General features: G+C 56.7%; 12 protein-coding genes and 1 tRNA gene. 9 read left to right on the top strand and 4 right to left on the bottom strand.

Annotated features, from left to right (window positions below; translation table 11 throughout):
- On the top strand, positions 1 to 492 hold a 492-nt coding region (locus tag AKL27_RS26430; protein ID WP_198156099.1), incomplete at its 5' end, for an NAD(P)(+) transhydrogenase (Re/Si-specific) subunit beta.
- A gap of 89 nt (positions 493 to 581) precedes the next feature.
- Here the strand turns inward: AKL27_RS26430 and AKL27_RS26425 are convergent.
- The gene (locus AKL27_RS26425) at positions 582 to 1238 is read right to left on the bottom strand and encodes a Smr/MutS family protein (RefSeq protein WP_050465889.1); all 657 of its coding nucleotides are present in this window, start codon (positions 1236 to 1238) and stop codon (positions 582 to 584) included.
- 63 nt (positions 1239 to 1301) lie between these two features.
- The gene (trxB, locus tag AKL27_RS26420; protein WP_050465888.1) at positions 1302 to 2255 is read right to left on the bottom strand and encodes a thioredoxin-disulfide reductase; all 954 of its coding nucleotides are present in this window, start codon (positions 2253 to 2255) and stop codon (positions 1302 to 1304) included.
- Between the two features lie 243 nt (positions 2256 to 2498).
- Between trxB and AKL27_RS26415 the strand changes: the two genes are divergently transcribed.
- Both AKL27_RS26415 and lolA read left to right on the top strand, forming a co-directional pair.
- Entirely contained in the window at positions 2499 to 4823 is a 2325-nt protein-coding gene (locus AKL27_RS26415) for a DNA translocase FtsK (protein WP_050465887.1), read from the top strand.
- Positions 4824 to 4826: 3 nt separating this feature from the next.
- Positions 4827 to 5495: an outer membrane lipoprotein chaperone LolA gene (gene lolA, locus AKL27_RS26410; RefSeq protein WP_083439322.1), complete on the top strand. Its 669-nt coding sequence runs from the start codon at positions 4827 to 4829 to the stop codon at positions 5493 to 5495.
- Between the two features lie 33 nt (positions 5496 to 5528).
- On the opposite strand, the gene fdxA is transcribed toward lolA, so the two are convergent.
- Positions 5529 to 5864: a ferredoxin FdxA gene (gene fdxA, locus AKL27_RS26405; RefSeq protein ID WP_050465892.1), complete on the bottom strand. Its 336-nt coding sequence runs from the start codon at positions 5862 to 5864 to the stop codon at positions 5529 to 5531.
- Positions 5865 to 6121: 257 nt separating this feature from the next.
- Between fdxA and AKL27_RS26400 the strand changes: the two genes are divergently transcribed.
- From AKL27_RS26400 to serS, 3 genes are all read left to right on the top strand, one after another.
- The gene (locus AKL27_RS26400; RefSeq protein ID WP_050465886.1) at positions 6122 to 7426 is read left to right on the top strand and encodes a replication-associated recombination protein A; all 1305 of its coding nucleotides are present in this window, start codon (positions 6122 to 6124) and stop codon (positions 7424 to 7426) included.
- A complete protein-coding gene (locus AKL27_RS26395) occupies positions 7404 to 8087 on the top strand; it encodes a class I SAM-dependent methyltransferase (protein WP_198156098.1) in 684 nt (227 codons plus the stop codon). The genes AKL27_RS26400 and AKL27_RS26395 overlap by 23 nt, the downstream gene beginning before the upstream one ends.
- 211 nt (positions 8088 to 8298) lie before the next feature.
- Positions 8299 to 9597, top strand: a complete 1299-nt coding sequence (serS, locus tag AKL27_RS26390; protein WP_050465884.1) for a serine--tRNA ligase — start codon at positions 8299 to 8301, stop codon at positions 9595 to 9597.
- An 84-nt stretch (positions 9598 to 9681) separates the two neighbouring features.
- On the opposite strand, the gene AKL27_RS26385 is transcribed toward serS, so the two are convergent.
- Positions 9682 to 11499: a GGDEF domain-containing protein gene (locus AKL27_RS26385; protein ID WP_050465891.1), complete on the bottom strand. Its 1818-nt coding sequence runs from the start codon at positions 11497 to 11499 to the stop codon at positions 9682 to 9684.
- A 270-nt stretch (positions 11500 to 11769) separates the two neighbouring features.
- Between AKL27_RS26385 and AKL27_RS26380 the strand changes: the two genes are divergently transcribed.
- The 3 genes from AKL27_RS26380 to AKL27_RS26370 all read left to right on the top strand — a co-directional run bounded on the left by AKL27_RS26380 (position 11770) and on the right by AKL27_RS26370 (position 13231).
- A tRNA-Ser gene (locus tag AKL27_RS26380) sits at positions 11770 to 11859 on the top strand.
- Positions 11860 to 12210: 351 nt separating this feature from the next.
- A complete protein-coding gene (locus AKL27_RS26375; protein WP_157057124.1) occupies positions 12211 to 12594 on the top strand; it encodes a hypothetical protein in 384 nt (127 codons plus the stop codon).
- A gap of 76 nt (positions 12595 to 12670) precedes the next feature.
- Positions 12671 to 13231: a hypothetical protein gene (locus tag AKL27_RS26370; protein ID WP_050465882.1), complete on the top strand. Its 561-nt coding sequence runs from the start codon at positions 12671 to 12673 to the stop codon at positions 13229 to 13231.
- Positions 13232 to 13250 lie beyond the last annotated feature (19 nt).

The following is a 13250-nucleotide window of genomic DNA, read 5'->3' as shown; positions in this document are numbered from 1 at the left end:
GCGTTCCTGATGGGCAATGCCGAAACCGTGATCATCGTGCCGGGCTACGGTCTGGCCGTGGCGCGTGCGCAGCATGCGTTGAAGGAACTGACCGAGAAGCTGACCCACAAGGGCGTGACCGTGAAGTATGCGATCCATCCGGTGGCAGGGCGCATGCCGGGTCACATGAACGTGTTGCTGGCCGAAGCCGAAGTGCCGTATGACCAGGTGTTCGAGATGGAAGACATCAACAGCGAATTCGGTCAGGCCGATGTAGTGCTGGTGCTGGGCGCCAACGACGTGGTCAATCCGGCGGCCAAGGATCCGAAGTCGCCGATTGCCGGCATGCCGATTCTGGAAGCCTACAAGGCCAAGACCGTGATCGTGAACAAGCGTTCGATGGCTGCCGGTTATGCCGGTCTGGACAACGAACTGTTCTACATGGACAAGACCGTGATGGTGTTCGGTGATGCCAAGAAGGTCATCGAAGACATGGTCAAGGCCGTCGAATAAGCAACGCTGCATCTCCTTTGCCGGAAATGCAAAAGCCGCCTGATCAGACCGGTCAGGCGGCTTTTTTCATGGCGCTGCAAAGGAATGCTTCAGCCGCCACCGGAACTGGAGCCCGAGGTCAGCAACACTACCAGTGCGCCGGAGCCGCCATCGGCGGGGCGGGCCTGACAAAAGGCGATGATTTCATCTTTCTGTGCCAGCCAGTTGCGTACTTTTTGCTTGAGCACCGGTTCCTTGTTGACTGAACCAAGCCCCTTGCCATGAATGATGCGCACGCAACGCTGACCGCGGCGGCGCGCCATGCGCAGAAATTCGCTCAAGGCTTCGCGCGCTTCGTCGCGGCGCATGCCGTGCAAATCGAGCTGATCCTGGATCGCCCAATAACCGCGCCGCAGTTTGCTCAAGACATCAACACCGACGCCGGGCCGGGCGAAGCTGAGGTTTTCATCGCTGGCCATCAGGGTGTCGAAGGTGAATTCATCCGACAGGGATTCTTGCAATGCCGCCTGTTCATCGGCCAGATGCTGGCGGGCGATGGGCAACGGTGGCGGTGGCAGCAGGGTGATTTTTTCCGGTACTCGCAGCGGCGCGACCTGACCGACGCTGAGCCGAAACAGATCGGCCTCTTCGCGCGCCCGCTGTTCTTGCCGCAAGCGTTCGGCATCCGCTGCCTGACGTGCTTCTTCCTGCGCTTTCAAATCCTTGCGCAGCGACTTGAGTGCTGAAAAATCTTTGATGGAAGCCATGGCGGACGATCTGCTGGTTGACGCCGGCAGCAACGGCGTGCCGCTGCTGCCGGATGGATGGTCTTATTCCAGACCTTCCAGATAACGCTGGGCATCGAGTGCCGCCATGCATCCGGTGCCGGCGCTGGTGATGGCCTGGCGATAGATGTGGTCCTGCACGTCGCCGGCGGCAAACACGCCCGGCACGCTGGTGGCGGTGGCATTGCCTTCCAGACCGGTCTTGGTCTTGATGTAGCCGTTATGCATGTCGAGCTGATCTTCGAAGATGCCGGTATTGGGCTTGTGGCCGATGGCGATGAACAGGCCGTGCACGCTGATGTCGGTGGTGCTGTCGTTTTGCGTCGACTTGATGCGGATGCCGGTGACGCCGCTGTCGTCGCCGATCACTTCATCGAGCGTGTGGTGCCATTTGATCTCGATCTTGCCTTCCGTCACTTTATGCAACAGACGGTCGATCAGGATCGGTTCGGCGCGGAACTTGTCGCGGCGATGGATGATGGTGACCTTGCTGGCGATATTGGACAGGTACAGCGCTTCTTCCACGGCGGTATTGCCGCCGCCGATGACGGCCACGTCCTTGCCGCGGTAAAAGAAGCCGTCACAGGTGGCGCAGGCCGACACGCCTTTGCCCATGAACGCCTGTTCGGACGGCATGCCGAGGTACTGGGCCGAAGCGCCGGTGGCGATGATCAGGGCGTCGCAGGTGTATTCGCCGGCGTCGCCGATCAGGCGCAATGGCTTTTCGGATAGTTTGGTGGTGTGGATATGGTCGAAAATGATTTCCGTATTGAAACGTTCTGCATGCTGCAACAGGCGCTGCATCAGTTCCGGGCCTTGCACGCCCATCGGGTCGCCGGGCCAGTTCTCGACGTCGGTAGTGGTCATCAACTGGCCACCTTGCTCGACCCCGGTGATCAACACCGGATTGAGGTTGGCGCGCGCGGCGTAGACGGCGGCGCTGTAACCGGCGGGGCCGGAACCGAGAATCAAAACCTTGGCGTGTTTAGGCGTGGTCATAAAATACTCATCATTGTCAAAAAGGGGTAGCAGTCAGCATGTGACGCCGATTTGCCGGAATTCAATGCGTTTGCCGTTACGCCGGCAGTACCGGCGCATGGTTTTATTGCGCTGCAAAACGGTTAAGATTATAGACGAAGCCGCCGCGCTGCCGATGGAATTACACTATGCCTGTCATAGCTTCCTTGTCCGCGCCGCAATCACCGTTACAATGATGTTCTGCATTCGCACCACACGAGAGTTATGAGTAAAACAAGTCAAGGCTACACCCGCTCTACCAAAGCACCCGCGCCGCCGCTGCCCGGCAGGCTGGCACGCCTGTTATATGAGGCGCGCTGGATTGCACTGGGGACGCTGCTGGTTTATCTGGCAATCATCTTGCTGACCTACTCGCCGCACGACCCCGGCTGGTCGGTGGCCAACGCCGTGCCGCGCCTGCATAACTGGGGCGGTCGCATCGGCGCCTGGCTGGCTGATCTGTTGCTCTATATCTTCGGCATGTCGGCGTGGTGGCTGTGCGTATTGCTGGCGCGCTCGATCTGGCTCAGCTACCGGCGCATGTCGAATCGTTTTCTTGTCGAAAAGCAAACGGAGCCTGAGCATCATCAGGAAGGGTTGATCCGGGGCATCGGCTTTGTCTTCCTGATGGCCGGCAGCCTGGGTATCGAATACATGCGCATGTACAGCCTCAAGGCACCGTTGCCGCGCGCGCCGGGCGGCGTGCTGGGCGAGATGATCGGTCATGCGGCCCAGACTTCGCTCGGCTTCACCGGCGCCACGTTGCTGCTGTTGCTGCTGTTCGGACTTGGTTTCAGCCTGTTTTTCCATGTTTCCTGGCTGGCAACGGTGGAACGCATCGGCGCGGCAGTGGAAGACAGTATTTTCTGGGTACGCAATTTCTATTCGGCACGCGAAGATCGCAAGGTTGGTCACGTCGCCGCCGTCAAACGCGAAGAAGTGGTGGTGCAGGAACGCGCCAAGATCGTCGAAGCGCCGCCGATCCGCATCGAGCCGCAAGTGGTGGCAGTGCAAAAATCGGAGCGGGTCGAGAAAGAACGGCAATCCAGCCTGTTCGAAGATGGCGATGGCAGCTTGCCGCCGCTGTCGCTGCTGGACGAAGCGCCGCCACAGCAACAGACGGTTTCGGTCGAGACGCTGGAATTCACCAGCCGCCTGATTGAAAAGAAACTGTCGGATTTCGGCGTCGAAGTCAAAGTGGTGGCGGCCTATCCGGGGCCGGTGATTACCCGTTACGAAATCGAACCGGCAACCGGCGTCAAGGGCAGCCAGATTGTCGGGCTGGCACGCGATCTGGCACGTTCGCTGTCGCTGACCTCGATTCGCGTGGTGGAAGTGATTCAGGGCAAGAATTACATGGGCCTGGAATTGCCGAATCCGAAACGCCAGATCGTGCGGCTGACGGAAATCCTCGGTTCCAAGGTCTATAACGACAGCGCTTCCAGTTTGACGATTGCGCTCGGCAAGGATATCGCCGGTAACCCGGTGGTGGCCGATCTGGCCAAGATGCCTCACTTGCTGGTGGCCGGTACCACCGGTTCCGGTAAATCGGTGGGCATCAACGCCACGATCTTGTCACTGCTGTATAAATCCACTGCCAAGCAGGTACGTCTGATCCTGATCGATCCGAAGATGCTGGAATTGTCGATTTACGAAGGCATCCCGCATTTGCTGGCGCCGGTCGTGACCGACATGCGTCAGGCCGGTCACGCGCTGAACTGGGCCGTGGCGGAAATGGAACGGCGTTACAAGCGCATGTCGAAACTCGGTGTGCGCAATCTGGCCGGTTACAACCAGAAAATTGCCGACGCCGACAAGCGCGGCGAGAAAATCCCGAATCCGTTCAGCCTGACGCCGGATGCCCCGGAACCGCTGGAGCAACTGGAAACCATCGTCATCATCATCGACGAATTGGCTGATCTGATGATGGTGGTCGGCAAGAAGGTGGAAGAACTGATCGCGCGGATTGCGCAAAAGGCGCGGGCCGCCGGAATTCACCTGATTCTGGCAACGCAGCGACCATCGGTCGATGTGATTACCGGTCTGATCAAGGCCAACGTGCCGACCCGGATTGCCTTCCAGGTCAGCAGCAAGATCGACTCCCGCACGATTCTGGATCAGATGGGCGCGGAAGCATTGCTCGGCATGGGCGACATGCTGTACATGCCGCCCGGCACCGGTTTGCCGATCCGGGTCCACGGCGCTTTTGTTTCCGATGAAGAAGTCCATCGCGTGGTGGATCACCTCAAGGAGCAGGGGGAACCGAATTACATCGAGGGCATCCTAGAGGGAGGCGTGCTGGAAGACGCTGATGGCGCTGGCGGTGCCGCTGCCGGTGGCACCGAAGGCGACGAGCTGTACGATCAGGCCGTGGCGATCGTGCTCAAGAATCGCCGCGCGTCCATTTCTCTGGTGCAACGGCATTTGCGTATCGGCTACAACCGTGCCGCACGTTTGCTGGAGCAGATGGAGCAAAGTGGTCTGGTCTCCACCATGCAGTCGAACGGCAACCGGGAAATCCTGGTGCCGGCAGGAAACAACGCGGAATAACACATGATATTGCTGAAACAAGAAAATACCCGAAACAATACGCGCCGTGCCTTGTGCGGCGCGGTGCTGGCGCTGGTCGTCAGCAGCGTGCCGGTGCTGGCAGCAGCCGGTGCACTCGATCAGTTCAAACAATTCGTGTCATCGACGCAATCGGCCAAAGGCGAGTTCGACCAGCGGCTGGTGAAAACCGAGAGCGGCACCGTCAAGGTATCGAGCACATCGAGCGGCACCTTTATCTTTGCCCGTCCCGGCAAATTCATCTGGACCTATCAAAAGCCCTACGAGCAAGTGTTGCAGGCGGACGGCGACAAGCTGTTCATCTATGACAAGGACCTGAATCAGGTCACCACCAAGAAACTCGGCAATGCCCTCGGTTCATCGCCGGCCGCCATCCTGTTCGGCAGCAACGATCTGGAAAAGAATTTCACGCTGAAGGAAGGCGCCAGCAAGGATGGCATGGAATGGCTGGAAGCAACGCCGAAAAGCAAGGATACGACCTTCGACAAGATCGGCATCGGTCTGAAGAACGGTGTGCCGCAAGCGATGGAGTTGCGCGACTCATTCGGTCAGGTATCGGTGTTGACGTTCAAGAACTTTGAAAAGAATCCGCCGCTGAAAGCCACCAGTTTTGTCTTCGTGGTGCCGAAGGGCGCGGACGTTTTCAATAACTGATCACGCCCACTGAGGGCGCCGGAACAATCCGGCTCAGTCCGGATTTTTCAGCATCGCCAGCTTGTCTTGCACATCGCGCCATTGGGCGTGATCCGGCAACGGTTCTTGTGCCTGCGTGATCGGTTTCCAGCCCGGATGTTTGGCCAGTTGTGCATTGAGGTCGGTGAAGTGGCGCTGGTTTTCAGGCAAATCGATATCGTGATAAATCGCACCGACCGGGCATTCCGGTACGCACATCGAGCAATCGATGCAACCGTCCGGATCAATCACCAGAAAATTCGGGCCTTCGACGAAGCAGTCCATCGGACAGACGCTGACGCAGTCAGTATATTTGCAGGCTATGCAGGAATCGGTAACGACAAAGGCCATGGCAGTCAGCGCGCAAGCGCAGGGAAATTGCGGGAAGAGAATCAATAACGCCGGGCGGATTCTATCATCGCCAGCCCTTCGCCGCGACTGCCGTCGCCTCAACAGTCTGTTGCGCCAGCGCGTACAATGCTGGCGAACTATCGTCGTTTTGTCATCGCTTTGCCATCGTCTTGACCTTCTTTTTTGCTTGCCAATGAATCCTGCATCCTTAGTTTGCCGTTCCACCTTGCGCCTTGCGGCTGTTGCGGGAGTGGCGCATGGCTGATCTGTTCAAGCTGGAACCCACCGCACCGCTGGCCGAGGCCTTGCGTCCGGCCACGCTCGACGAGGTCATCGGCCAGAGCCATTTGCTCGGCGCCGGCAAACCATTGCGGCTGGCATTCGAATCCGGCAAACCGCACTCGATGATTCTGTGGGGCCCGCCGGGCGTCGGCAAGACCACGCTGGCGCGGCTCACCGCGAACGCCTTCAAGTGTGAGTTCATTGCACTGTCGGCAGTCTTTTCCGGCGTCAAGGATATCCGCGCGGCGATGGAGCAGGCCGAGCAGAATCTGTCGATGGGCAAGCACACCATCCTGTTCGTGGATGAAATTCACCGCTTCAACAAGTCCCAGCAAGATGCCTTGCTGCCGTATGCCGAATCGGGGCTGGTGACATTTATCGGCGCTACCACCGAAAACCCGTCGTTCGAGGTCAATTCGGCCTTGTTGTCGCGGGCGCAAGTGTATGTGCTGCAATCGCTGACCGATGACGAACTCAAGCAACTGGTGGCACGCGCCCAGGCTGAAGCGCTGGCGCATTTGCAGATTGACGAAGCAGCAATCGATACGCTGGTCGGCTATGCCGACGGCGATGCCCGTCGCTTGCTGAATCTGCTGGAACAGACCAGCACCGCCGCCCGCGCTGCCGGCACCGAACACATCACGCCGGAGTTCATCCAAAACGCGCTGACGCTGAATGCGCGGCGCTTCGACAAGGGCGGCGACAATTTCTACGATCAGATCTCGGCCCTGCACAAGTCGGTGCGCGGTTCCCATCCGGATGCCGCGCTGTACTGGCTGACCCGCATGCTGGATGGCGGCGCCGACCCGCGCTATCTGTCGCGCCGCATTGTGCGCATGGCGTGGGAAGACATCGGACTGGCCGATCCGCGGGCGATGCAGATTGCCAACGATGCCGCATTGACTTTTGAGCGGCTGGGAAGCCCCGAGGGCGAACTGGCGCTGGGTCAGGCCGTGATTTATCTGGCAGTGGCAGCAAAAAGCAATGCCGGCTACAACGCCTACAACCAGGCCCGGGCCTTCGTGAAGCAGGACAAGAGCCGGGAAGTGCCGGTGCACCTGCGCAACGCGCCTACCAAGCTGATGAAGGAACTGGGTTACGGTCATGAATACCGCTATGCCCATGACGAGCCGAACGCCTATGCTGCCGGGGAAACCTATCTGCCTGACGGCATTGGCGATCCGGGCTGGTATCAGCCGGTGCCGCGCGGTCTGGAAATCAAGATCGGTGAAAAGCTGGCAGTGCTGAAGAAGTGGGATGAGGAAGCCGGCAAGAAATAGCGCAAGAAATAGCGCAAGAAATAGAGCAAAAAGGAAATCACGGATGACAACAAACGCAGAAAAGCCCGAGTTTTGGGAATCCAGTTTTGTCGACAAGCAGGAAATGTGGGGCTTCGCACCCTCGAATTCCGCCGTGTTGACCAAGGATTTCTTTGTGGAAAAATCGGTGAAGAACATCCTGATTCCGGGCATCGGCTACGGTCGCAACGCGCAACTCTTCCGGGACAGCGGCATGGCCGTGACCGGGATTGAAATCTCCGCGACCGCGATTGAGATGGCGCGCAAGCATTACGGCGCCGGCATGACCATTCATCATGGCTCGGTCACCGAGATGCCATTTGATGACGGCCGTTACGACGGCATCTTCTGCTATGCCCTGATTCACCTGCTGGGCACCAGCGAACGGCAGAAGCTGATCCGCGACTGCTATCACCAGTTATCGGCAGGCGGCTATATGGTGTTCACCGCGATTTCGAAAGAGGCGCACACCTACGGCCAAGGCAAATTGCTCAGCAAGGATCGCTACGAAATATTCGATGGCGTGCAAATGTTCTTTTATGACCGCGAGTCCATTCATGCCGAGTTTGATCAGGCCGGATTGTCTGCGATTCAGGAAATCAACGAGAATTTCCCTTTCTTCCTGATCAAGTGCCGGAAATAAGGGCAGAAAAGCGAAGTAAGCCGCTGATGAAAGCACCTTCGGGTGCTTTTTTGTTGTGGGTCATTGTCCACAGCGGTGCCGGCAGCCAGGCAAAGCACGGTTGCGGGCGACGCGGGAGATTGCGGCTTGCCTCAGAAAGCCTGCGCGGGACACCGCGAAATGGCGGCCGGCTTGGTACAATCGTGGCTTATTTTCTCTTTCGGCCTTTTCCATGATCGACATTCAACTTCTTCGTAAAGACATCGACAACGTCGCGGCCCGTCTGGCGGCCCGCAAATTCCAGCTCGACGTGCCTGCCTTCAACGCGATGGAAGCAGAGCGCAAGCAAATCCAGACCCGTACCGAAGAGCTGCAGGGCAAGCGCAATTCGCTGTCGAAACAGATCGGCATGCTCAAGGGCAAGGGCGAAGATGCGTCAACGGTGATGGCGGAAGTCAATGGCATCGGCGATGAACTGAAGGCGTCGGCGACGCGGCTGGAAGAAGTGCAGGCGCAATTGAACGACTTTTTGCTGACCGTGCCGAATCTGCCGCACGAATCGGTACCGACCGGCACCGATGAAAGCGGCAATGTCGAATTGCGCAAGGTCGGCACGCCGCGCAGCTTTGACTTCGAGGTCAAGGACCATGTGGATGTCGGCGCTGCACTCGGCCTCGATTTCGATGTCGCCGCCAAGCTCACCGGTTCACGTTTTGCCGTCATGAAGGGCGGCATTGCCCGTCTGCATCGCGCACTGGCGCAATTCATGCTGGATACCCATACGCTGGAACACGGCTATACCGAATGCTATACGCCGTATATCGTCAATGCCGATTCGCTGCGCGGCACCGGCCAGTTACCCAAGTTCGAAGCCGATCTGTTTGCGGCCAGGAAGGGCGGCCAGGAAGGCGACAGCAACGACGCGCTGTATCTGATCCCGACGGCGGAAGTGCCGCTGACCAATCTGGTGCGCGATGAAATCGTCGCCGGCGACAGCCTGCCATTGAAGATGACGGCGCATTCGCCCTGTTTCCGTTCGGAAGCCGGCAGCTATGGCCGCGACACGCGCGGCATGATTCGTCAGCATCAGTTCGATAAAGTGGAAATGGTGCAGATCGTGCATCCGGAAAAGTCGTATGAAGCACTCGATGACATGCTGGGTCACGCTGAAAACATTCTGAAGAAACTGGGTCTGCCGTATCGCGTGGTCACGCTGTGTACCGGTGATATGGGCTTTGGCGCTGCCAAGACTTACGACATCGAAGTCTGGTTGCCGGCGCAGAATACCTATCGCGAAATTTCCTCGGTATCGAATTGCGAAGCCTTCCAGGCGCGCCGCATGCAGGCGCGTTTCCGCAATCCGCAAGGCAAGCCGGAACTGGTGCATACGCTCAATGGTTCAGGCTTGGCAGTGGGCCGCACGCTGGTGGCGGTGCTGGAAAATTATCAGCAAGCCGATGGCAGCGTCGAGATACCGGAAGCCTTGCGCCCCTTCATGGGCGGCGTGGCGCGACTGGCGCCTGCAGCCTGACGGATCGCTGCATGCAGAACGGCCGCTGTGTGGATTGCACAGCGGCCGTTTTTCATTGTGGGTGGATCGTGTTGGTGCAATCGATTACATCGCCCACGAGAAAGTGGCCGGGATGCGGCGCTCGATAAACAGGCTGTTGCCGGGGGTTTTCTTGGCCTGGGTCTTGGCCTTGGTGGCAGCAGAAGCAATCTGGTGCGGCGAGGTGTATTGCGCCGGTTCGATCTTGACTGCACCGAGCGACAGGCTGACCAGCGGGTGCAATACCTTGTTGCCCTGGCGATCTTCGCTGTAATAGCCGCCGCGTTCCTTGTCTTCGATGTAGTAGAACGCTTGCGACGTGCTGCTGAAGGTTTCCAGCATGGCGTGGCAGCGCCGTTCCCAATCTTCGCTCTGGAACATGATCAGAAAATCGTCACCACCGATATGGCCGATGAAATCATGTTCGGGATCGCAATGCTCGCTCAGCGCGCGTCCGGTCAACTGGATCATGTCATCGCCCTTGCGGTAGCCATAGACGTCATTGAATGGCTTGAAGTGATCAAGGTCGCAATAGCAGATGCAAAACTCGACGCCGCTCTGCAGCAGATATTCGATATGTTCATTGATCGGGACATTGCCCGGCAACTGCGTCAGCGGATTGGCATAGCGCGCCGCATCGATCTGCATCTGGGTAATTTCACGCAACAGATCATGACCGGTGCCCATGCCGATATATTGTTCCTGATCGGTGATGATGAAGCCGTTCGACAAATGGTGTGATTCAGCTTCCACCAGAATATGGCTGAGGTCTTGCAGGCTGGTGTGCTGATCGGTCAGCAGCGGATTGGGATCCATGAAAAACGTGCACGACTTTTTGCCATACAGTTCGCGTCCATACAGGCGGGCAAAGCGCTCCACCATGCTGTAGCGGTTGATCAGTCCGACCGGAATGCCGTTGCTGACCACCGGCAGTGCCTGCAACAGCGGATCGTTGACGAACAGTTGATACACTTCGTCGTTGGAGACGGTGGGCGAGACATACTGGGTTTCACGCAGCAGTTTGAACACGGTGGCGCTCTTCTTGCCCGGCGCCTGCTTGGGCGACGCCAGCGGTACCTTGTCGCGGCGCAGGATCTTGCTGATGTCATCTGCGACCTGGGTCTTGGGCGCCGCCATCGGTCGCGCAATATGATAGCCCTGACCGCAGGCGATGCCGAGATCGCGAATGGTCAGCAATTCGGCCTGGGTTTCTATGCCTTCGGCGATGACGATGGAGCCCGATTTTTCAGCGATTTCCTGAATCGAGCGCACGAACTGCAACTTCATCGGATCATTATTGATGCCCTGAATGAAGTGCATGTCGACCTTGACATACTCCGGCTGCAATTCGGACCACAGCCGCAGGCTGGAAAAACCTTCGCCCAGATCATCGATGGCGATCTGAAACCCCATCTCGCGATAATGCATGGCGGCGTTGCGCAGCAGTTCGTAATCGTAAGTCGGCTCGTTTTCGGTCAGTTCGATGATGATGCGTTGCGGATTGATGCCGAGCTGCTCCAGATAGCGCAGGGTTTCACCCTGAATCGCTTCCGGCTGCACCAGGGCACCGGGACTGACGTTGAGGAACAGATTGCCCGGCAAGCCCGATTTGGCGAACTGCGCCATGACAATATGGCGGCACAAATGCTCGACCTGTACCGTCAGTTGATGGGCGCGCGCCACCTTGAACAGATTGAGCGGCGAATGCAACGGACTGTTGGACGGCCCCCGGATCAAACCTTCATAACCAAGAATTTCGCCACTGCGCATGCGGATGATGGGCTGGAACAGCGCAGTCAGGCTGCGCTGGGCGATGATTTCATGTAAATGCGACAACAAATGTGAGTCGCCCTGGTCAGCGGGCGGCTGCGGACAGGCCGGCAGCGGCGGGGCAGCCGCAAAGGCGGCGGGTTTGCTTTCCACGGTGTGGGTACCGAATGGAGCCATTTTTTGGGCGAACCTTAGAGTTTTAGTGGCGTATAGACGTTGGGCAACATCTGATCGTAGTGATGATTTATGACAGGATGATGATAAGAACGTGCGGCCTGCAAAAAAAAAGCATGTCCGAATGCAAAAGGGGTATTCCTTAACCAGAATCTTTCTGATATAGTCTCGTGCTTTGCTGCATTGGCAAATTAGTCGACTAGCACAACCGGAGAGGTGGCAGAGTGGTCGAATGTACCTGACTCGAAATCAGGCGTACGTTAAATCGTACCGTGGGTTCGAATCCCACCCTCTCCGCCAGTATTGATAAAAGAGCCCGCGCAAGCGGGCTTTTTTATTGCCCGTGACTCATCCTGAAATAAGTCGGCACGTTTCCGACGGAGGGCGAGGCGTCAAATGAAGCAAAAGATATGCTGCGGTCAACCGGCTTGCAGCCACAATTTCAAATTGAACGCTGTCGAGCAGCTAAAAAAGGCGAGATGACGTACAGGCGGACAAAAGCGGTCCGGACTACAGGGACGCTTGGCGCCAAGGTCTTCCATTCTTTTCATTTCACTTTGAATCATCGTCTGAAACTAAAAATAGAAGGAAATAATGCGATATTTGGCGTCGTTTTTTACATTGGTACTCACATTAAATAGCACCATGACGATGGCTGATCCTGTCATTGAAAAGCCAATGTTCAATTTGGTCAGTGGTATTCCGGAAAACCAAAATGTAGTAGGTGGGTATGTGAGTTTTGGCGTATTTCGGGATGGTTTGCCAGCTATCCAATTAGTGGGTGTCGGGGTTGCGCAATTCTTCGAGCGAGAAGTTCAGCCTGAATCATTTGGTTTAAAAGAATACACCCGATGGGAAATTCATTGCTCAACCGGGGCTCGTAGAATTACGGGAAATAACGATGCCAACAACATCAGAAATATGGCGCGTTGGGAAAATCAGAAAGTGTACCCAATCACCCAAGGGAATAAACGTAATAAATCTGTTTATCGCGCCATTTGTAAAGCGGTCGACCTCCCGGTGAGCTGGAAATAACTCACGGAAATTTTCTGTTATTTGGTGTCTGGCCACTTTTGTCTGCAATACCAAAATATTTTCTGCTGCCAAAAAAATGAAAAAATATATAGCTTTGCTGTTTTGTTTTGTCGCGCATCCGGTTTTTGCCCAAACCAGTTTCCTGGGTATTCCCATGGATTTGCCATTTCCCGGGCAAATGACGGAATGTCCCAAAGTTCAAGGTATCGATATGGTCGACCATGGTCGGGCCAGGGATGTCGGGATCTGCTACTTCATGGAGAGTCCGACGAAATTCACCATTTGGAACAGTCCGGATCTCGGAATCGGTCACACTCTGCAATTGGATACCTTTGACGACAAGCCGGCCCGGTTCAGGATGCAGTTTAATAAATCAGAATACTCGCAAGCTGTTGAGATCTTCACGAAACGTTACGGCAAACCCAAGAGATTCTTTGTTGAGCCGGTTTCTACAAAATCAGGAAACAAATTTGAATCTCGCACTAACATCTGGGAAGGTCCGGTTTTTGTAATCAGACTGGTTGAAGTTGGCGCAGATGTGAGGTGGAGCGAGGGCAGTATCATTAACGTGCCTCTTGCCAAAGAGCATCAAAAGAAGAGCAGGGAATCTGCTCAGCGTGCGGCAGACAAGTTGTGAAAATTGGACCTGCAATCAG

It is taken from the genome of Herbaspirillum autotrophicum (assembly GCF_001189915.1).
In the GTDB taxonomy this organism is placed as follows: domain Bacteria; phylum Pseudomonadota; class Gammaproteobacteria; order Burkholderiales; family Burkholderiaceae_D; genus Herbaspirillum; species Herbaspirillum autotrophicum.
This window is presented reverse-complemented; position numbering and strand designations above follow the sequence as displayed.

Coding starts and splice junctions, on each gene's coding strand:
- serS (WP_050465884.1), top strand. CDS start 8,299: ATGATCGACATTCAACTTCTTCGTAAAGACATCGACAACGTCGCGGCC.
- AKL27_RS26400 (WP_050465886.1), top strand. CDS start 6,122: ATGGCTGATCTGTTCAAGCTGGAACCCACCGCACCGCTGGCCGAGGCC.
- fdxA (WP_050465892.1), bottom strand. CDS start 5,864: ATGGCCTTTGTCGTTACCGATTCCTGCATAGCCTGCAAATATACTGAC.
- trxB (WP_050465888.1), bottom strand. CDS start 2,255: ATGACCACGCCTAAACACGCCAAGGTTTTGATTCTCGGTTCCGGCCCC.
- AKL27_RS26395 (WP_198156098.1), top strand. CDS start 7,404: ATGAGGAAGCCGGCAAGAAATAGCGCAAGAAATAGCGCAAGAAATAGA.
- lolA (WP_083439322.1), top strand. CDS start 4,827: ATGATATTGCTGAAACAAGAAAATACCCGAAACAATACGCGCCGTGCC.
- AKL27_RS26375 (WP_157057124.1), top strand. CDS start 12,211: ATGGCTGATCCTGTCATTGAAAAGCCAATGTTCAATTTGGTCAGTGGT.
- AKL27_RS26415 (WP_050465887.1), top strand. CDS start 2,499: ATGAGTAAAACAAGTCAAGGCTACACCCGCTCTACCAAAGCACCCGCG.
- AKL27_RS26370 (WP_050465882.1), top strand. CDS start 12,671: ATGAAAAAATATATAGCTTTGCTGTTTTGTTTTGTCGCGCATCCGGTT.
- AKL27_RS26425 (WP_050465889.1), bottom strand. CDS start 1,238: ATGGCTTCCATCAAAGATTTTTCAGCACTCAAGTCGCTGCGCAAGGAT.